The sequence below is a fragment of the Telluribacter roseus genome, from assembly GCF_017355915.2.
Lineage (GTDB): Bacteria > Bacteroidota > Bacteroidia > Cytophagales > Spirosomataceae > Telluribacter.
Genome location: NZ_JAFEUV020000001.1, coordinates 351440 through 371446, shown reverse-complemented (window position 1 = coordinate 371446; position 20007 = coordinate 351440). Strand labels below are relative to the sequence as shown.

Sequence of the window (20007 nt, the reverse complement as noted above, 5' to 3'; positions counted from 1 at the left end):
TACCCATCCAGGATGGGTAACTTTTTTCGTATCTGATGGTTAAAACGCAGCCTTTAGATACTTCTATCCTGTGTACCTTTGTTGGTGCAACTATCGTCTTTACACTTATCATTCATATTACTCGATCTATTTTTTTCATTTAGCCCTCCATGAGCACAATAACCAAGCGAGTTTTAACAACTCTGATTATCCTCCTTATTCTCGGAATGGTTTTTTACCCTCGCCTGAAAGAGTATTTTGATACTCCTCCTCCAACCGAAGGAAAAGCAGCGGGTAATGCCCCCGCCGGTGGGAAAGGTCCTGGTAAGGCTATCGTCTCTGTTATGGTAATAGAGCCTACCAGTCTGGATGATGTAGTGAAAACAACGGGTACTGTGTTGGCTAACGAAGAGGTAGAAATCAGAAGTGAAGTGTCGGGTAAGATCACCAACCTGTACTTTAAGGAAGGGCAGGTTGTACAGCGGGGTGCACTGCTCCTTCGAATCAATGATGATGACCTGCAGGCTCAGCTTAAGAAGTTTGAGTACAACAAGAAACTGGCCGAAGATAACGAAGCTCGTCAGCGCCGGCTCCTCGAGATCGAGGCGATCAGCCAGCGGGAATACGAGATTAGCCTTACGTCGGTCCGAACCATTGAAGCTGACATCGAGAATATCAAAGCCCAGATCGCCAAAACATCCGTACGGGCTCCCTTCTCGGGTAAGTTAGGTCTGCGTTACGTAAGTGAGGGTAGCTATATCTCCCCTACTACCCGTATCTCCACCCTGACCAATACCAATCCGGCCAAAGTGGAGTTTTCGGTGCCGGCTAAGTACGCGGATGCCATTCGGAACGGAAGCCGTATCGAGTTTCAGGTAGAGAGCTCGGAGCGTAAGCACGAAGGACGTGTATATGCCGTTGATCCTAAAATAGATCCGCAGACCCGTACGTTACAAATGAGGGCCACCAGCCCTAACCCATCAGGTACGTTGCTCCCCGGAGCCTTTGCCCGCATCGAGCTGGTAATAGGTAATAAAGGTACTGCCATTACCATTCCTAACGAAGCCCTGATCCCTGAGCAGCAGGGCCATAAGGTGTATCTGGTAAAAAATGGTAAAGCAGCCTCCCGCATGGTAGAACTGGGAACGCGTGGAGAAAGAAGTGTAGAGATTGTCAGTGGGATAAGCGCAGGAGATACGCTCATTGTGACGGGTATCCTGCAGGTAAAGCCCGAAGGCCCGGTTGAAGTACGCGAAGTAATCAACCAGGAGACTCAGAAGCTGGCTTTACAACCCTAATAGAGTAGCTAAAACTTTAAAGTCCTAGTCCTAAAACATATGGCAAGTCTTTCAGATGTAAGCATCAAACGCCCGGTACTAGCGATAGTGATGTCGCTGGTCATCATCCTGTTCGGGGTGATTGGCTACACCTACCTGGGTGTGCGGGAGTTTCCGAGCGTTGACCCGCCCGTAGTAACGGTTAGTACTACCTATACGGGAGCCAACGCCGAGATTATAGAATCACAGATCACCGAACCACTCGAGGAATCCATCAACGGTATTGCGGGTATCAAGACCCTGTCGTCTTCGAGCCGGGACGGTCGTAGTAATATTACCGTTGAGTTTGACCTGGGTATAGATATGGAAACGGCCGCTAACGATGTGCGTGACCGTGTATCATCAGCCCAGCGTAACCTGCCACCGGATGTGGACCCTCCCATCGTGGCCAAGGCCGATGCCGATGCCTCTCCGATCTGGTATATCAACATAAAGAGCCAAAAGCGCTCTCTGCTTGATCTTAATGATGTAGTGACCCGTCAGTTTAAGGAGAAGTTCCAGACGGTAGCGGGTGTGAGTAGTGTGCAGATCTGGGGGGAGAAAAAGTACTCCATGCGTCTGCGCATAGATCCGGCTCAGCTAGCCGCCTACCAGCTTACTTCTATTGATATATCACAGGCTCTGGCCCGGCAGAACGTCGAGCTACCCTCAGGTAGTATCGAAGGTCAGACCATGGAACTATCGGTAAGGACCCTGGGGCGCCTCAGAACGGTAGAGGACTTCGATAATATGATCATCAAGGAGGAAGCTAACCGTATTGTACGCTTCAAAGATGTAGGATACGCCGAACTGGCTCCCGAAAATGAGCGGACACTTCTGAAAAGAGATGGTACGCCTATGATGGCCGTAGCTGTGATTCCTCAACCCGGTGCCAACCACATTGCCATTGTATCCTCACTGGAAGCACGCCTGGCGCAGATCAAAAGAGACCTACCCGATGATATCATAGTTGAGCCCGGCTACGATAATACGCAGTTTGTACGCTCCTCCATCCATGAGGTGGTCGAAACCATTATCATTGCATTTATCCTGGTGGCCCTGATCATTTTTGTGTTCCTTCGCGACTGGCGCTCTACCCTGATACCCCTGACGGCTATACCTATCTCCCTGATCGGAGCCTTCTTTATCATGTACATCTGTGGGTTCTCTATCAATGTATTGACACTACTGGGTATAGTACTGGCTATTGGTCTGGTAGTGGATGACGCCATCGTGGTACTTGAAAATATCTACGCCAAGATAGAAGAAGGTATGACGCCTTTCCAGGCAGCTTACTCAGGATCGCGTGAGATCTACTTTGCCGTTATTTCCACCACGGTTACGCTGGCAGCGGTGTTCCTTCCCGTTATATTCATGGAAGGTATTACCGGACGTCTGTTCCGTGAGTTTGGTATCGTAGTAGCCGGTTCCGTAATTATCTCAGCTTTTGTGTCGCTGACACTTACCCCTATGCTGAGTTCCCGTCTCCTCAAGAAGCGGGCGCGTCAGCCCTGGCTCTACCGGAAGACTGAGCCGTTCTTCGACTGGATGAACAAAGGCTACGAAAGCTCCCTGCAATCCTTTATGGGTATGCGTTGGGTAGCGTGGGTACTGATCGTGGTATTTGGAGGCATCATTTTTGTCCTTATGACCAATAACCGCATTCCTTCGGAGCTGGCGCCAATGGAAGACCGCAGTAACTTCCGGATCAATGCTACGGCTCAGGAAGGGGCAACCTTCGAATACATGCAGAAGTACATGGACGAGGTAGGTCAGTATGTATATGATCAACTAGACTCCACCGAACGCAACGGGGTGGTGACCATCACCTCACCGGGTTTTGGATCTTCTGCTACCAACTCAGGTTTCGTACGTGTGGTACTGACCGAACCGGCCAAGCGTACGCGTAGCCAGCAGGAAATCGTAGAAACCCTGACGCCAAAGATTCGTCAGTTCTCGGGTGCCCGCGCCTTTTTCTTACAGGATCAGACTATTAACGCGGGTCGCTCACGTGGCCAGCCTATCCAGTATGTAATTCAGGCTCCTAATTTCGATAAACTGAAAGAAGCTCTGCCTGTCTTTGTAGAAAAAGCTCAGGCTAGTCCCAAGCTGGAAGGTGTAGATGTGAACCTGAAGTTTACCAAGCCCGAGATCCGTCTGGAAATTGATCGCGAAAAGGCGCAAACGCTGGGAGTATCCATTCAGGATATCGGCCAGACCCTGCAGCTTGGATTGAGTGGACGTCGTTTTGGGTATTTTATCCAGGATGGCAAGCAGTATCAGGTAATAGGCCAGATAGACCGAAATGAGCGGAACGACATCCTGGACCTAAAGTCACTGTATGTCAAGAGCAGAACCGGTGAGCTGATCCAGCTGGATAACCTGGTAAAGCTTACTGAGCAAAGTACTCCACCACAACTTCTGCGCTTTAACCGGTACATTTCGGCCACCGTATCGGCCAACATGGCTAAGGGAGTCAGTATGGGTGAAGCCATCGACGAGATGGAGCGCATTGGTAATGAAGTACTGGACGAGACCTTCAACACGGCTCTGGATGGTACCTCCCGTGAGTTTAGGGAGAGCTCCAATAGCTTACTTTTTGCGTTCCTGCTTTCACTGATACTTATATTCCTGATCCTGGCGGCTCAGTTCGAGAGTTTCGTGGATCCGATCATCATCCTGCTGACAGTACCTCTGGCTCTTTGCGGGGCGCTGCTGTCACTGTGGGACTTCGGCCAGACCATGAATATTTTCAGCCAGATCGGTATTATCGTACTGGTAGGTCTGGTGACCAAAAATGGTATTCTTATCGTGGAATTTGCCAACCAGCGTAAGGAAGCAGGGGTGCCCAAGATGCAGGCGGTTCAGGAGGCAGCAGCTTCGCGCTTCCGTCCTATCCTGATGACCAGCCTTTGTACCATCCTAGGTATCCTGCCGATAGCCCTGGCTCTGGGTGCTGGTGCCGAAAGCCGGGTATCCATGGGTATCGCGGTAGTGGGGGGTATGCTATTCTCGACTATACTTACTCTGTATATCATTCCGGCTGTGTACTCGTACATGTCGCGTGATTTCAAGCACCGTCCGGAGGAAGAAAAATCACAGCTCGAGCTGGCCGAAGCGTAATAAATACAGGTACAAACTACCTTCTGAAAACGACAAGCAATGCTTGTCGTTTTCTTTTTTTAAAATCACATATAATCATATTAAAACTTTGTATATTGCTGATTAGTCTGACACCTAATTTACAGTAAATGGAACTTGTTAAAGAACTTGATAAGCAGGGCAACTTCCTGTTCAAGTACCGTGGAATTCTTCCCCTCATCATCCTGGTAGTAGGTATGGGGGTATACGCTTATGAGGTATGGGAGGCTGCCGGTACGTACCGCATCCGCTTCCAGGATAATGAATACGAGTTCTTCTGTCTGGCGGTTGCGCTGCTGGGGCTGGTGATACGGATTCTTACCGTTGGATTTACGCCCCGCAATACCTCCGGACGTAATACAGCGCAGCAGGTGGCAGACACCCTCAATACCTCCGGCATGTACTCTACCGTCAGGCACCCTCTCTATGTAGGTAATTTCTTTATGTGGCTGGGAGTGGCTATGCTTACGCAGCACGCCTGGTTTATAGTTGCCTTTGTGCTGCTTTACTGGCTCTACTACGAGCGGATCATGTTCACGGAGGAGAAATTTATATCGTCCAAGTTTGGGGCAAAATTTTATGAATGGGCTGCCCGTACGCCAGCCATTATCCCCAATCCTGCCAAGTGGCGGAACCCGGACCTGCACTTTAACCTGAAGAAAGTACTGCGTCAGGAAAAGAACGGGGTATTTGCCGTATTCCTGCTGTTCTTCCTGTTTGATACATTAGGTGAATACCTTACCTACGGCGATGTTAGCTTCCGTAACACGCACTGGCTGGTGATGTGTGTCGCCAGTGGGGTACTGTATCTGGTACTTAAACTCCTGAAAAACCATACGCAGGTACTGTGGGATAAGGATCATTAAGGCTTATCCCACAGTAAGCCCCGCTTACCCAAAACGGCGGGGCTCAAAGGCCTGACAATCCATACTGGCAGGTTGCCCCAGTATCAGTTCGGATACCAGCTTACCGGTACCCGGTCCCAGGCTTACCCCCATCATACCGTGACCGGTAGCTACTACTACGTTAGACAACTCATTGACCCTGCCAATATAGGGTAGTCCGTCCGGTGAGCAGGGTCGTAGTCCCCGCCATACCTCGTCGGCCGGAGGCAAGGGTACTTTTATACCAGGGTAGTAGTTGTTGATGGACTCAGCAATCCCCCTGACCCGGTTCATGTTGACGCTCATGTCGGTACCGGCTACCTCCAGGGTACCGGCAAAGCGCAGGCTGCCATCCATAGGAGTAGCCGTAGCCCGTGCTTCCAACATGATAGCCGGTACCTTTATATTCGTAGCCATTTTGGGCAGAGTAAAGCTGTACCCCTTCCCGCCCTGCATAGGTAGTGATATACCCAGCTTACGGGTAAGTATCGGCGCCCAGGCTCCGGTGGCAATGACTACCTCTTCAAACGGATAGCTCCCCCCGTCGGTAATAACGCTCACTATCCTGCCATTGTGTACTTCGAAGTCCTGTACGGTCTGATTGTCCAGTATTTTTACACCTTGGCGTCGTAGGTACCTTACCAGTTCCCGCATGAGTTGGTTGGGTACGATGTGCGCATCACCCGGATAGTATACCGCTCCCCGTACATTGACCTCCACATCCGGTTCCAGAGCCTGTACTTCCTTGCCCGAAAGTACCTGTGCCTCTATACCGGCCTGATTGGCTACCTGGGCCTCATGCTGCATTTCGTGCGCGGCCTGCTCGCTCTTGAACAGCATCAAGAGTCCTTTCTCCTGCCAGCCAAAGTCAATTTCGGCCTGCATGGCCAGCTCCTGATACAGGTCTTTACTTAGTAGGCTGATATCCCGCAGTACCGGAATCGAACGCTTTACGTGCGCTTCGGTAGAATGTTTCCAGAAGAGGGTCCCCCACTTGACCAGATCCCAGTCCAGGCGGGGCTTTACGTAGAAGGGACTCGTTGAGCTGAGCATCCACTTGATACCACGGGCTACCATACCCGGCTGAGCCAGCGGAATTATATGACTTGGGACAATCATACCGGCATTCCCAAACGAACAACCATCATCCAGTTGTCCCCTTTCAATGACAGTCACTTCGCAGCCTGCTTTGTGCAGATAGAAGGCCGTAAACAGGCCGTTTACCCCCCCTCCCACGATTCCAACCTTTTTCATATGTTATAAATAAACCTTACCTTTAATTTGTGGTCAATTTAGTGGAAGGTATTATCAATCCTATAAAATTGTGAAAAAGATACTGATCGTAGAGGATGATCGGCGTATAGCTCAGAACATTTACCGGGGATTACAGGCAGAAGGATTTGAAGTAGAAATAGCCAATGATGGTATCTCAGGTAAGCAGTTAGCCCTTACCAAACCGTTTGATCTCGTGCTACTGGATCTGAATCTGCCGGGAATGAAAGGCCTGGAAGTGTGCCAGCAGGTAAGACAGATCAAGCCTTTATTACCCATTATCATACTGACCGCTTACGGTGAAATCGAAGACAAGGTAGAGGGCCTGGGAAAGGGCGCTGACGACTATATCATCAAGCCATTTGATTTTAGGGAGTTGTACGCCCGGGTCATGGCGGCCCTGCGCCGCTCCGACATGGCTAGTCCGACCGGTAAAAATGATATACTTCGTATCGCTGACCTTGAAATGGATACCATGAGGAAGCAGGTAACCCGAAGCGGCAAATCCATTGAACTCACGGCCCGGGAGTTTGCCCTTATGGAGTATCTGCTACGTAACCGCGGCCGCGTCATCTCCAAGATGGACCTGGCCGAACACGTATGGCACCTCAACTTCGACCCCGGTACCAACGTGGTGGAGGTATACATCAACTACCTTCGCCGGAAAGTAGACAAGGACTTCACCACCAAACTTATTCATACCCGACCGGGACTTGGCTATATTCTTAAAGAAGAATAATGCATAGCTGAATCTATGAAAATAAAGGATCGAATAGCGCTGCAGTTTTCGCTTATAGTAGCATCCATACTTATCGTCTTCTCGGTAGTCGTGTATTCTATCTCATCCAACTACCGTCAGGAGGAGTTTTATGACCGCCTTACCAACAAGGCCCGTACCACTGCGCGGCTACTGGTCCAGGTGGATGAAGTAGATAAGAAGCTACTGAAAATCATTGACCGCAACACCCTTACTGCCCTTGCTGACGAAAAAGTACTGGTATTTGACGAAGATGATAAGCTGATCTATGCCAGCGTAGACGACAAACAACTGACCTATCGCCGGTACTTACTGGAAGAAATCAGGCTCAACAAGCATATTGAAACTACTGAGGGTACTAATGAAGTAGTTGGACTGTACTATGAAGAGGGCTCTGAACCACTCATTGTAATAGCCTCGGCCTTTGACCGGTTTGGCCGAAGCAAATTAAGCAACCTGGGTAATACGCTGCTCTGGGGCCTGCTCGTTGGTATTGGTATTACAGTACTGCTCGGTATCTACTTTGCGGGCAATTCACTACGCCCGATCGCCCATATTAACGACCAGGTTTCTACCATCACGGCCCGAAACCTTAAGCAGCGGCTCGACGAAGGAAACCGCCGCGATGAGATTGCCCAGCTGGCTATCAACTTCAACACGGTACTTGAGCGGCTTCACCAGGCTTTTGAGCAGCAGCGCAGCTTTGTGTCCCACGCCTCGCACGAGCTCCGAACGCCCCTGGCGGCGCTCAAGTCGGAGGTGCAGCTGGCGGAGCGCTTTGTCAAAGATGATCCCGAAATTCAGGAGATTTTTCATAATCTCTCAAGCGATACGGAGCGCCTGATCAGTATCACCAACAGTCTGCTTTTTCTGGCGCGTTCTTTCGAGAATATCAGCCAGATGACTACTACGCAGGTGCGGATCGAAGATGTCACTTTCTTTGCCAAGGATGAGCTTCTGACCGTACATCCTACCTACCGCATTTATATCGATTATGAAAACCTGCCCGCCGAAGAGACGCATACTATCATTCAGGGCAATGAGGAGCTCCTCAAGCGCGTGGTCCTGAACCTGATGGACAACGCCTGCAAGTACTCACCTGATCAGACGGCCCGTGTCCTGTTCTCGACTGATGCTACCTACTGTACCCTCAAAGTAATAGACAACGGTATAGGTATTGATCCGGCTGACCAGCCTTACATCTTTGACCCCTTCTACCGGGCTTCTAACGCTACTACCTATTCCGGCTTTGGGATAGGCCTCTCCATCTGTCAGCGTATAGTAGATATCCATGGAGGTACCTTGACCGTCAAAAGCCGGAAGGGACAAGGCAGCACCTTTACCATCCAGTTGAAACATATCTGACGCTCTAATCTTTTTCTAACTCTATTTTAAGGGTCCTGTAATTTGGTGAATCTAGTATTGCATCCACATAATAGCTGGTATGCGATATTTGTTTATAACCCTCTTCGTACTTCTTACTTCTCCATTGCTTGCTCAGGATACCCTTCGGTTGAATCTTCGGCAGGCGGACAGTCTTTTTGTTAAGAACAATCTTCTACTGCTGGCCGAAAGGTACCGCATTGAGGCTTCCAGAGCCTACGAGTTACAGGCCGGACTCTGGGAGAACCCCAATCTTCTGATTGAAGCGAGCTCCTTCAACAATGTCCGGAGCCGGGTACTGGACGTAGGTCGGCAGGGACAGAAGATCATAGCTGTGCAGCAGCTCCTGTACACGGCCGGCAAACGAAACAAGCGCCTGGCCCTGGCTGTGGAGGCTACCCACATGACCGAGCTGGAGTTTCATGACCTGCTGCGTACGCTGAAGTTCGAGCTCAGGGAGCGTTTTTATGAGTCCTACTTTCTGCGTAATACGGTCCGGCGTATAGATAGTCAGATAGTTACATTGCAGTCAACGGTAGAGGCTTTTGAACGGGAGTACAACCGCAACAACATATCGCTGAAAGAGGTACTCCGCCTGAAAGCGCTCTTGTTCCAGCTCAACAACGACCGGGCCGATATTCAGTACGAGCTGGCGGATAACCAGCTCCAGCTCCGTAACCTGCTGCAACTTGATAATCCCATTGAGCCCACCGTGGATACGGTTCGCCTCCGGAGGTACCAGCTGACCCGCATCGATGCGGCCAATCTTTACGACAAGGCAACCCAGAGCCGGGCTGATCTGAAGATTGCGCAATCCCTGACCCGTCAGTCGGAGCTCAACTATTCCCTGCAGAAATCACTGGCCGTACCCGATGTACGCATCGGTGCCACCTACGACCAGGCCGGTAGCTACATCAACAACTACCTGGGCTTATCGGTATCGGCCGATCTGCCGGTATTTAACAAAAACCAGGGTAACATCCGGGCCGCCCGCAGCCAGATCAGATACCAGAAGGTGTACGAAACCGCCAGGCAGAACTCGCTCAGGTATGAAGTAGACGCGGCCTTACAGAAAGTCCGGGAAGCCGAGCGGGTATACGGGAGCATAGAGAACCGCTTCATGCAGCAGTTTGAGCTTCTCAATAAAGGCATCTACGAGAACTTCCAGAAGCGCAATATCTCGTTGCTCGAATTCATCGACTTCATCGAAAGCTACAACGAAAGTATAAAAGAATTTAACCGTCTGCAGGCCAATCGTATACGAGTGTACGAAGAGCTCAGCTATGTGGTAGGCGAAGAACTTTTCAACTAATCAGAATAATGAAAAACATACTGTTCCATTCGCTGCTAACTGCTCTATTCATATCAGGACTGGCTGGTTGCGAAACAAAAGAAAAAGAGCCCGAAGAAGTCAAAGCTTTTATGCTGTCTGACACCATGATGAGCCGCATCACTCTGGACGAAGTACGTACCGAAGCCGTCCGAAACGAACTGACGCTGGTAGGTAAGATCATCCCCGACGAAAACCGGGTAATCAAGGTGTTCCCGCTGGTGGGTGGTAATGTGGAAGATGTCAATGCTGAGCTGGGTGACTACGTTCGCAAGGGCCAGGTACTGGCGACCATCCGGTCGGGGGAAGTAGCCGATTTCGAAAGGCAGATGATCCAGGCACAGTCGGACCTGCTGGTGGCTCAGAAAAACCTCAACACGGCCCGTGACCTGTTTGAGAGCAAACTGGCTCCTGAGCGCGATGTAATATCGGCCAAGAAGGATGTAGATATAGCCCAGGCCGAGCTGGAACGCATCAAAGAAATATTCAGGATCTATGGCCTGGGCAAAAGCTCCAATTACGTAGTTCGCTCCCCCATTGACGGCTTTGTCATCCAGAAAAACGTGAACCGTGACATGCAGTTGCGGCCCGACAACGCGGAGAGCCTGTTTACGGTAGGACAGATCTCGGATGTGTGGGTTATGGCTAATGTCAATGAAAGTGATATACCCCGTATCAAGCTGGGTATGCCCGCCGAGGTACGTACCATCAGCTATTCGGATGAGGTATTCAGAGGAGTAGTGGATAAGATCTACAATGTACTTGATCCCGAAACCAAAGCCATGCGGATCCGTATCCGGCTCAACAACTCGGGTTATAAACTAAAGCCGGAGATGCACGCTACCGTCAACCTGAACTTCGAAGAAGGCGGTGAGATGACGGTGATCCCTTCGCAGGCGGTCATCTTTGAACGGAGCAAAAACTGGGTGATGGTATTCAAAGGCCGGTCTGATATCGAGACACGCCCCATTGAAGTATACCGTACCCTCTCTGACCGGGCCTACGTTCGTACCGGCCTCAAAGATGGCGAAAAGGTGATTTCTAAAAACCAGCTACTGGTCTATAACGCCCTGAACGATTAGTCATAGCTCATTATCGGAAACCTACTCTTGCTTTAACATAGCAGTTACGTTATCAACCACTCTGTATGAATAAATTTATTCGGGGAATCGTCGGGTTCTCTCTTAAGAACCGCTTTTTCATTTTTTTCCTGACGGGTATCCTGGTGGTTTCGGGTATCGTCAGCTATCTCAACACACCCCTTGAAGCTTTTCCCGACGTTACCAATACCCAGATTATAGTGGTAACCGAGTGGAACGGCCGGAGTGCCGAGGAAGTGGAGCGGTTTGTGACCGTACCCATAGAGGTAGCGATGAACTCCGTGCAGCGCAAAACCAACGTACGGTCGGTGACCATGTTTGGCTTGTCGGTGATCAAGATCATCTTTGAGGACGATGTCGAGGATTTTTTCGCTCGGCAGCAAGTCAATAACCAGCTCCGGAATGTAGGCCTGCCGGAGGGGGTTGATCCGGATGTACAACCGCCATATGGCCCTACGGGTGAGATATTCCGGTACACGCTGGAAAGTTCTTCGCAGAATACGCGTGATCTGTTAACAATTCAGAACTGGCTGATCGACCGTCAGTTGCGGAGCGTACCCGGTGTAGCCGATGTGGTAGCCTTTGGTGGACGCGAGAAGATATACGAGATCCAGGTCAACCCTACCCAGCTGGCTAAGTACGACATTACTCCGCTGGAAGTGTACCAGGCCGTTACCCGCAGTAATATCAACGTAGGGGGCGATGTAATTGAGCGGAGCGGGCAGGCGTACGTGGTCCGGGGGGTTGGGTTGCTGAACTCGATTGCCGATATTGAGAATATCATCATTCAGGAGCTAAATGGAAATCCCATCCTGGTGAAGAGCGTGGCTCAGGTAGCCGAGTCGCAGTTACCCCGGGTGGGGCAGGTGGGGCTCAACGAGCGGGATGATGTGGTTGAAGGAATTGTGGTGATGCGTAAGGGCGAAAACCCCAGTGAGGTCCTGACGCGGGTAAAAGAAAAGATTGAGGAGCTGAACACCCGCATTCTGCCGCCCGATGTGAAGATGGTTACCTTCTACGACCGCGACAACCTGATCTCATTCTGTACCCGCACGGTAATGCACAACCTCACCGAAGGGATCATCCTGGTGACGGTCTTCGTGTTCCTGTTTATGGCCGACTGGCGCACCACGCTGATCGTCTCTATTATTATCCCGCTGGCGCTGCTGTTTGCCTTTATGTGCCTCCGGCTACGGGGCATGTCGGCCAACCTGCTGTCGATGGGTGCCATTGACTTCGGTATCATCATCGACGGTGCGGTAGTAATGGTGGAGGGCATATTCGTGTCGCTCGACCACCTGGCTCACCGGGTAGGTATGCAACGGTTCAACAAGATGGCCAAGATGGGCCTGATCAAGAAAACCGGAGGCGAACTGGGTAAGGCCGTTTTCTTCTCCAAATTAATCATCATTACCGCGCTGATCCCCATCTTCTCGTTCCAGAAGGTAGAAGGTAAAATGTTCTCCCCGCTGGCGTGGACGCTCGGTTTCGCGCTGCTGGGAGCCCTGATCTTTACGCTGACCCTGGTGCCGGTACTATGCTCCATGCTGCTGAACCGGAATGTGCGGGAAAAGAACAACCCCATCGTCAACTTTTTCAACCGGATCGTGATGACTGGGTTCAGGTGGTGCTACGCCCGGAAGCGTACCAGTGTAGTGGCGGCCCTCCTCTTTATGGGAATAACATTTTTCTCAGCCACATTCCTCGGAACCGAGTTCCTGCCCCAACTTAACGAAGGGGCTCTCTGGGTAACTGCCGAATTGCCCATGAGTATGTCGCTGCCGGAAAGTGTCGAAATGTCAAAGACAATCCGGAAGGAGCTGCAGACTTTTCCGGAGGTAAAGCAGGTACTATCGCAGGTAGGGCGCTCCAATGACGGTACCGACCCCAACGGGTTTTACTTCTGCCAGTTTCAGGTAGATCTGCTGCCTAAGGAAGAATGGAGCCGGAATATTTCGGTGGAGGACCTCACCGACGAGATGGACAAAAAGCTTAAGAACTACTCCGGTATCCTATATAATTACTCCCAGCCGATCATCGACAACGTGGCTGAAGCCGTAGCCGGATATAAGGCCAGCAACGGTATAAAGATCTTTGGACCGGACATTTATGAACTGGAGAAGTACTCAAAGCAGGTGCAGCAGGCGGTTCAGGACGTGGATGGTATCAAAGACTTAGGTATTATTCGTAACGTAGGACAACCCGAAGTCAGTGTACTGTTTGATGATCAGAAAATGGCACTCTACGGCGTTACCACTGCCGACGCGCAGGCCGTAATCGAAATGGCCATTGGGGGCAAAACGGCTTCGGTACTGTACGAGGGAGAGCGCCGGTTTGATATCCGGCTACGATACCTTCCGGAGTACCGCCAGAACGAAGACGATATCATGAAGCTGATGGTACCTACAATGAAGGGTTCCAAAATACCGCTCAAAGAGATTGCTCATATTCAGAAAACAACGGGGCCTGCCTTCATCTACCGCGACCTGAACAAACGCTTTATCGGGGTGAAGTTTTCGGTCCGGGGACGCGACCTGGGAAGTACCATTGCCGAAGCCCAGAAGCGGGTAGAGCAAAGTATCAAATTACCCAAAGGGTACTCCATCGAATGGGTTGGTGAATTTGAAAACCAGGTACGGGCTACCAGGCGATTGGGACAGGTAGTACCTATCAGCCTGGTGGCTATATTCATCCTGCTGTTCATCACCTTCGGTAATGCCAAAGATGCCGGTCTGGTGCTGGTCAATGTACCCTTTGCCCTCATTGGTGGTATCCTGGCCCTGCACTTCCGGGGTATGAACTTTGGTATCTCGGCGGGGGTAGGCTTTATAGCCCTGTTTGGCCTCTGCGTACAGAATGGTGTAATCCTGATTTCGGTATTTAATAATAACCTGCAGGCCCGCATGGAGCTGGACGAGGCGATATGGGAAGGGGTTAAGTCAAGGATACGCCCGGTAGTCATGACGGCGATCATGGCCGCCATTGGTCTGTTACCTGCCGCTATCTCGACGGGTATTGGCTCCGAGACCCAAAAACCACTGGCTACGGTAGTGATTGGTGGACTCATCACAGCAACGGTACTGACGTTACTGATCTTCCCGATCATTTACCGCTTCTTTAACAGACATACGAAAACTACCCAAAAACCACCCCGCCAACTGGTAGAAGAATACGCTTAATCCATTTCTAATGTATTTCTAATTGAACTCAGGGAGTTACCGGAAATAGATTCCCTATCTTTGATAAAGCTACAAGAGAGTAGTAATTCCGTCAGAACTTCCTGTGGAATGGGTTGAAAAATTGTGTTTACAAAAAAGCCAGCTTCACTTGAGGCTGGCTTTTTCGTTTCCTGACAGGGAATGCAGGTACCCACTTATATTACCTGAAACCCGTGTACGTACGGATCTTCCTCATCCAGGATAATGTGGTTATAGCCATGGATAACGGCCCAGCCTTCTATACTGGGTACTATCGCCTTATGACCAGCCAGTTCGGTTTCGGCCTCGATACGACCGGTGAATTTTGATCCGATAATACTTTCATGCACAAAGTCCTCCCCGGGCTTGAGCCGGCCCTGCGCGTACCACTGCGCCAACCGGGCCGAAGTACCTGTACCACAGGGTGAGCGGTCAATGGCTTTATCTCCATAAAAAACGGCATTCCGAGCGGTAGAAGCTCCATCCAGCGGCTCCCCGGTCCAGAGTATATGGCTCAGGCCCTTGATAGATGGATTTTCCGGATGGACAAAAGAGTGCTCCTGATTAATGCGCTCCCGCAGGGTACGCGCCCAGGCAATCAGTTGCTCCGCTTTGAAGTGCTGCAGACCGGGGAAATTAGGCTGTGGATCTACAATAGCATAGAAGTTGCCCCCGTAAGCTACATCCACGGTCAGCTCACCCAGATCAGGGCATTCCACCCGTATCCCCTCGGCCGCCAGATACGACTTTATATTTGTAATCTTGACAGACTTTACCTTCTTCCCCTCCTGGCGGTATTCGGCCGTTACCAGTCCGGCGGGTACTTCCAGCCGGAGTACACCCGGCTGCTTAGGCGTTACCAGCCCCTGCTCTATCGCCACCGTTACGGTACCAATGGTACCATGCCCGCACATAGGCAGGCAACCCGAGGTCTCGATAAACAGTACCCCTACATCATTGGCGGGATCAGTAGGTGGATACAGGATGCTGCCCGACATCATGTCGTGTCCGCGGGGCTCAAACATCAGGCTCTTGCGGATCCAGTCGTACTCCCGCATGAAGTGGAGGCGCTTCTCACTCATAGTGGCACCTTCCAGTGTAGGAATAGCGCCCCCCGTTACTACCCGTACCGGATTACCACAGGTATGGGCATCAATACAAAAGAAATGTTTATCAGCCATGTGCTTAGAGCGCGAGGTAATCGGGTAATGCCGGACGGGCAGCCAGTCCATCCGTAATAATCTTCTCGATACGGCTCCGCTCCTCCCCGATCAGCGTCAGGCGGGGGGCACGTACATGCTCAGTACCTATGCCGGTGTGGGTCTCGGCCAGCTTGATGTACTGTACCAGCTTGGGGTGCAGATCCAGCTCCAGCAGCGGCATAAACCACCGGTAGATCTGCCGGGCTTCTTCCAGCCTACCGGCTTTGACCAGTCGGTAGATGGCTACGGTTTCGCGGGGGAAAGCACACACCAGACCCGCTACCCAGCCATCCGCTCCCATAACCAGCTCTTCCATGGCCAGAGTATCCACTCCACAGAGAATTTTGAGGCGGTCACCGAAGTGGTTGCGCAGGCGGGTTACATTGGATATATCACGGGTCGACTCCTTTACGGCCTGTATGGTATCCAGCTTGAGTAGCTCGTCAAACATAGCCGGAGTCACTTCAATCTTGTAGTCTACGGGGTTGTTATAGATCATAATGGGCAGATCCGTGGCCTTCCCGATCGCCTTGAAAAACTCGGTCGTTTCGCGGTCGTCGGCTTTGTAGCGCATGGGGGGTAGTGCCATCAGCGCTTTGGCTCCCCAGGCGGCGGCTTCCTCAGCCCTACGGATGGCTTCTTTGGTAGTACCTTCGGCAATGTTAAGTACCACGGGTACCCGGCCATCCAGGTACTCAACCGCGTACTTTACGAGTTGCTCTTTTTCCTGATTAGTCAGCGTACTGGCCTCACCCAGCGAGCCACCCAGTATGATACCATCGACACCAGCTTCCAGCTGGGCATCGAGGTTCTTCTGAAACATAGAAAGATCAAGGACATCGTCCTCTGTGAATTTTGTAGTAAGGGCCGGAAAAACCCCTTGCCAGTTAAAAGACATGAACAACAGCAGATAAGGTTAAATGAGTAAATAGGAAAGTAAGCAAAGGAACGCCTAATTTCCCAACATTTCTGCTGTATGGCTACAATGACTTATTAAAAGTCACAAGAAGTTAGCCTGAAAGAGGATACCCCTCAAATCAGCTTTATAAAAATCAGAAGGTGAATAGAATGGTAACGAGGAGAAAACAGGTACAGCAGATCCGGGCTGAATAGTAACTACTATTCGCAACAAGTACCTAATACTATCAGGGGTGTAAGAGTATCCAATAGAACGAGCGGGCCTTATTCATCATTAAAAATGAATCTGACGGGCTTTCTTTTCAAACTGGCGCAAAGTCATGCGGAAGTCCGCTGGAGTACGGCTAGTGTTAATCCGGCCGGGTTTCTTAGACATTTTCTCTACGCGATAAGCGGCCAGTACACCAATAATCATGGACAGTACAAATACAATCAGCATTTCCATTAGTCTATCATTTTGTCTTGTGGACTAAATGATAGACTAAAAGTATACCTGAGGTGATTTGGGCTAATAGAGCAGAATCTTTGGTAAAACCTGTGGAATCTAATTCACAAGTGAGTAGCAACTGTGGTCAACACTGTGGATAGATAAAACACTTACGTTCAGCATCGTACCTGTCTACAACGAGAAGCTCAGCGTAAATACTGTACCTACTCCTTCTTCTGATTGTACGTCTATCCGTCCCCGGTGCGACTCCACAATACTGAGGGTAGTAGCCAGTCCGATACCCATACCTGTCTTCTTACCGGTAAAGTACGGCTCAAATATTTTCCGCATGTTTTCTTCACTGATACCTGATCCGTTGTCCGCTATCAGTACCTGTATATCCTGGTCGTAGCGACGTGTAGTTACTTTCAGGACACCTCTCCCTTCTTCCATCGCCTCTATGGCGTTGTTGATGATGTTAAGCAGGGCTATCTGCAGGGAGGTTGAGTCCAGTGCCAGGGTCAGGTCAGCTGAGTCATACTCTTTGGCTACCTGTATTTTCTTCAGCTGCAAACGGTCATACGCTGCCGACAGGGCATCATCAAGTACCTGGTGCAGGTCTTTGGGTTCCAGAGTAATTTCAGATGGGCGTGCCGACTGAAGGAGCTGCGTAATCAGGTCATTGATCCGGGTACAGTTTCGCTTGATGATCTGGGTGTAGAACTTCTGGTCTTCGTTTTCCAGCTCTGACTCCAGCTGCTCAGCCGAAAGGTTCACATTTGTAAGCGGATTACGTACCTCGTGGGCCAGCATCCGGATCAGACGGCTTGTTACGGCCAGCTTCTCGGAGAAGAGACGCTCCCGCTCCGATTGTTTGCGGGAAGTAATATCGTGCAGGCGTCCCTGTATGTACCTGGTATCAAAGTCAACCTCTACCGAGGCAGTCATCAGGCAGTACTTCTTTTCGCCTCCCTTAGTCAGCAGTCTTACTTCGCGGTCGTGCAGATCATTACCATCCTTTACTTCATTCCAGAACGCCTTTATCTCCTGCCCTTCCAGCATTTCGAGCAATGAGTTATTCAGCAGCTCGGGCGTTTCGAAGCCCGTGAGCTGTACGGCGGCCTGGTTAAAGTCCAGGATCCTGCCATTCAGATCACTGATAAAAAGCATATCCTTTGACTCTTCAAATACACGGCGGTAGCGTCTTTCGCTTTGACGCAGGGCCTTGAGTACGTTGGTACGCTCCAGCGCATAGCGGATACTACGCTCGAGTATCTGGGGTTCAAGTTCGCTCTTTACGAGATAATCAGCCGCACCAAGGCGCAGCGCCTCTACGGCTACCTTTTCATCACCTTTACCGGTAAGTAATATGATAGGCTCCTCACACTGGTTCTCGAGGGCCTCACTCAGAAGATCTATTCCATTACGCTCACCGAGCAGGAAGTCGAAGATATAGAGATCGTGCTTACAGGTTTTTAAATTCTTAAGAGCCTCCTGATAAGTTGGACACCAGGTCAGGCTGAAATTCCACTTATCGAGGTCATTAAAGCAAGCACTTGTAAGAAGAAAATCGTCTTCGTCGTCATCTACGAGCAAGACATTTATAGATTTGTCTAACATTATTAGAAGGGTTATGAAATCAAGACTGACATATAGGAAGAACTATAGTAAACGTTGCTCCTCCATCGGGTACGCCTCTTGCCTCAATAGTGCCTGAATGATTTTCAACTACTTTTTTACATACCGAAAGTCCAATACCGGCTCCTTCAAATTCGGAGCGTCCGCGTAAGCGCTGGAACAGCGTAAATATGCGGTTAGCCTGCTCATTCTCAAAGCCGATACCGTTATCGCTTACTGTTAAACGCACGTACGACTTATCTGGTACCAGCCCCTGCTTGATTACCTCATTATTCTTCAGGAATTCAGCTTCAATCTTGATGATCGGCCTTACTTCCCGCTTCGTGAATTTAAGTGCATTGGAAAGCAGGTTCATAAACAGCTGTGACATCTGCGAAGGAATGCTTTCAATTTCGGGTAGATCTCCGATCATTACCAGGGCATTTTTTTGCTGAATAGTAATTTCCAGATCGCTTATAGTACTTTTCAGAATGGCGTTCAGATCCGTCGGAACAAAGCCATCCTTGGTACGGGCTACCCGCGAGAATTCGAGCAGGTTGCTGATCATCTCCTGCATACGCCGGGTGGCGTTCAGGATACGGTCCAGGTATAAACGTTGCTCTTCGTTCAGTGCTCCCCGACTGCGGCTTTCAAGTCGCTCCCCAAACGAGACTATCTTGCGCAGTGGCTCCTGCAGGTCATGAGAAGCTACGTACGCAAATTGTTCCAGGTCTTCATTGGACTTGTTCAGGTCCTCTACCCTACGCTCCAGCTCATTCTGAATAACTTTCAGCGAGGTTACATCGAAGATATTTCCAATGTAAATGAGTTTGTTCTTCAGATCATCCTTAATAAACTGCCCCCGGCTGATCACGTTTTTCTCTTCACCCGTAGCTGTAATGACACGGTACTCCTCGACGAACGATTCCCGGTTACGGACTGCTTCCTTGATATTAGCATCCAGCGTTTCCAGGTCGTCGGGGTGTACGTGCTTCAGAAAAAAAGGATAGTTAACAGATGATGTAAAGGTCTTGGGATTGTATCCAAGCAGGTGATAAGTACCTTCGGTCCAGTTGAGAGATCCTTCCGGTCCTTGAGATAGATCCCAGGTCCAGCTACCAAACCGCATGGTTAGTTCGGCATCACTCAGAAGCCGATGATTATATTCAAAATCTACCTCCAGCTCTTTACTTTTGGTAATGTCCGAAAGCGTGCACAGAAAATAGGTAGAGTCGATGGGTACATTGCTTACTTTGCACCACAAGTCAGAATCATGAAAATAAACTTCCAGATCAGAATGTTCGATATCCTTAGGTAGGGTAAGAGCGTTCAATCCAGTAATATCTTCCCAGGTTTTACCAGTAAGTAGAGTTTTTCCAGTTAGTCGTTGAGCTGATGCATTATCTACAGTACAAATAATTTGCTCCCTTCCCTCATCTCCCGACCTTTCTATCTTGAAAAGGATCAAGCCGCTGGCTGAAGCG

At 50.2% G+C, this 20007-nt stretch carries 14 protein-coding genes; 8 read left to right on the top strand and 6 right to left on the bottom strand.

Annotation, left to right across the window (positions count from 1 at the left end):
• The first annotated feature begins 206 nt into the window (after positions 1 to 206).
• The 3 genes from JTN23_RS01560 (at position 207) to JTN23_RS01550 (ending at position 5302) form a co-directional block, all read left to right on the top strand.
• On the top strand, positions 207 to 1277 hold the full coding sequence (locus JTN23_RS01560) for an efflux RND transporter periplasmic adaptor subunit (protein WP_247231841.1): 1071 nt from the start codon (positions 207 to 209) through the stop codon (positions 1275 to 1277).
• Positions 1278 to 1316: 39 nt separating this feature from the next.
• Positions 1317 to 4418 (top strand): efflux RND transporter permease subunit, encoded by a 3102-nt coding sequence (locus JTN23_RS01555; protein WP_247231839.1) that lies wholly within the window; start codon positions 1317 to 1319, stop codon positions 4416 to 4418.
• Between the two features lie 128 nt (positions 4419 to 4546).
• Complete coding sequence (locus tag JTN23_RS01550; protein WP_247231837.1) at positions 4547 to 5302, top strand: methyltransferase family protein; 756 nt, start codon at positions 4547 to 4549, stop codon at positions 5300 to 5302.
• Between the two features lie 24 nt (positions 5303 to 5326).
• Here the strand turns inward: JTN23_RS01550 and JTN23_RS01545 are convergent, their stop codons facing one another.
• A complete protein-coding gene (locus tag JTN23_RS01545) occupies positions 5327 to 6574 on the bottom strand; it encodes an NAD(P)/FAD-dependent oxidoreductase (RefSeq protein WP_247231835.1) in 1248 nt (415 codons plus the stop codon).
• A 70-nt stretch (positions 6575 to 6644) separates the two neighbouring features.
• Between JTN23_RS01545 and JTN23_RS01540 the strand changes: the two genes are divergently transcribed.
• The 5 genes from JTN23_RS01540 (at position 6645) to JTN23_RS01520 (ending at position 14341) form a co-directional block, all read left to right on the top strand.
• A complete protein-coding gene (locus JTN23_RS01540; protein WP_247231833.1) occupies positions 6645 to 7331 on the top strand; it encodes a response regulator transcription factor in 687 nt (228 codons plus the stop codon).
• Between the two features lie 15 nt (positions 7332 to 7346).
• Positions 7347 to 8714 (top strand): sensor histidine kinase, encoded by a 1368-nt coding sequence (locus JTN23_RS01535; RefSeq protein WP_247231832.1) that lies wholly within the window; start codon positions 7347 to 7349, stop codon positions 8712 to 8714.
• Positions 8715 to 8793: 79 nt separating this feature from the next.
• Positions 8794 to 10044 (top strand): TolC family protein, encoded by a 1251-nt coding sequence (locus tag JTN23_RS01530; RefSeq protein ID WP_247231829.1) that lies wholly within the window; start codon positions 8794 to 8796, stop codon positions 10042 to 10044.
• An 8-nt stretch (positions 10045 to 10052) separates the two neighbouring features.
• On the top strand, positions 10053 to 11144 hold the full coding sequence (locus JTN23_RS01525) for an efflux RND transporter periplasmic adaptor subunit (RefSeq protein ID WP_247231827.1): 1092 nt from the start codon (positions 10053 to 10055) through the stop codon (positions 11142 to 11144).
• Positions 11145 to 11209: 65 nt separating this feature from the next.
• Positions 11210 to 14341 (top strand): efflux RND transporter permease subunit, encoded by a 3132-nt coding sequence (locus tag JTN23_RS01520; protein ID WP_247231825.1) that lies wholly within the window; start codon positions 11210 to 11212, stop codon positions 14339 to 14341.
• A 194-nt stretch (positions 14342 to 14535) separates the two neighbouring features.
• On the opposite strand, the gene JTN23_RS01515 is transcribed toward JTN23_RS01520, so the two are convergent.
• From JTN23_RS01515 to JTN23_RS01495, 5 genes are all read right to left on the bottom strand, one after another.
• Positions 14536 to 15540, bottom strand: coding sequence for a 4-hydroxyproline epimerase (locus tag JTN23_RS01515; protein ID WP_247231823.1), 1005 nt, complete (start codon positions 15538 to 15540; stop codon positions 14536 to 14538).
• A 4-nt stretch (positions 15541 to 15544) separates the two neighbouring features.
• The gene (locus tag JTN23_RS01510) at positions 15545 to 16459 is read right to left on the bottom strand and encodes a dihydrodipicolinate synthase family protein (protein WP_247231821.1); all 915 of its coding nucleotides are present in this window, start codon (positions 16457 to 16459) and stop codon (positions 15545 to 15547) included.
• Positions 16460 to 16753: 294 nt separating this feature from the next.
• A complete protein-coding gene (locus JTN23_RS01505; protein WP_247231819.1) occupies positions 16754 to 16924 on the bottom strand; it encodes a hypothetical protein in 171 nt (56 codons plus the stop codon).
• 174 nt (positions 16925 to 17098) lie between these two features.
• Positions 17099 to 18526 (bottom strand): hybrid sensor histidine kinase/response regulator, encoded by a 1428-nt coding sequence (locus JTN23_RS01500; protein WP_247231817.1) that lies wholly within the window; start codon positions 18524 to 18526, stop codon positions 17099 to 17101.
• A gap of 19 nt (positions 18527 to 18545) precedes the next feature.
• The gene (locus JTN23_RS01495) at positions 18546 to 19856 is read right to left on the bottom strand and encodes a sensor histidine kinase (RefSeq protein ID WP_247231815.1); all 1311 of its coding nucleotides are present in this window, start codon (positions 19854 to 19856) and stop codon (positions 18546 to 18548) included.
• Between the last annotated feature and the right edge of the window lie 151 nt (positions 19857 to 20007).

Coding starts and splice junctions, on each gene's coding strand:
- JTN23_RS01530 (WP_247231829.1), top strand. CDS start 8,794: ATGCGATATTTGTTTATAACCCTCTTCGTACTTCTTACTTCTCCATTG.
- JTN23_RS01535 (WP_247231832.1), top strand. CDS start 7,347: ATGAAAATAAAGGATCGAATAGCGCTGCAGTTTTCGCTTATAGTAGCA.
- JTN23_RS01545 (WP_247231835.1), bottom strand. CDS start 6,574: ATGAAAAAGGTTGGAATCGTGGGAGGGGGGGTAAACGGCCTGTTTACG.
- JTN23_RS01505 (WP_247231819.1), bottom strand. CDS start 16,924: ATGGAAATGCTGATTGTATTTGTACTGTCCATGATTATTGGTGTACTG.
- JTN23_RS01555 (WP_247231839.1), top strand. CDS start 1,317: ATGGCAAGTCTTTCAGATGTAAGCATCAAACGCCCGGTACTAGCGATA.
- JTN23_RS01525 (WP_247231827.1), top strand. CDS start 10,053: ATGAAAAACATACTGTTCCATTCGCTGCTAACTGCTCTATTCATATCA.
- JTN23_RS01550 (WP_247231837.1), top strand. CDS start 4,547: ATGGAACTTGTTAAAGAACTTGATAAGCAGGGCAACTTCCTGTTCAAG.
- JTN23_RS01560 (WP_247231841.1), top strand. CDS start 207: ATGGTTTTTTACCCTCGCCTGAAAGAGTATTTTGATACTCCTCCTCCA.
- JTN23_RS01510 (WP_247231821.1), bottom strand. CDS start 16,459: ATGTCTTTTAACTGGCAAGGGGTTTTTCCGGCCCTTACTACAAAATTC.
- JTN23_RS01500 (WP_247231817.1), bottom strand. CDS start 18,526: ATGTTAGACAAATCTATAAATGTCTTGCTCGTAGATGACGACGAAGAC.
- JTN23_RS01515 (WP_247231823.1), bottom strand. CDS start 15,540: ATGGCTGATAAACATTTCTTTTGTATTGATGCCCATACCTGTGGTAAT.
- JTN23_RS01520 (WP_247231825.1), top strand. CDS start 11,210: ATGAATAAATTTATTCGGGGAATCGTCGGGTTCTCTCTTAAGAACCGC.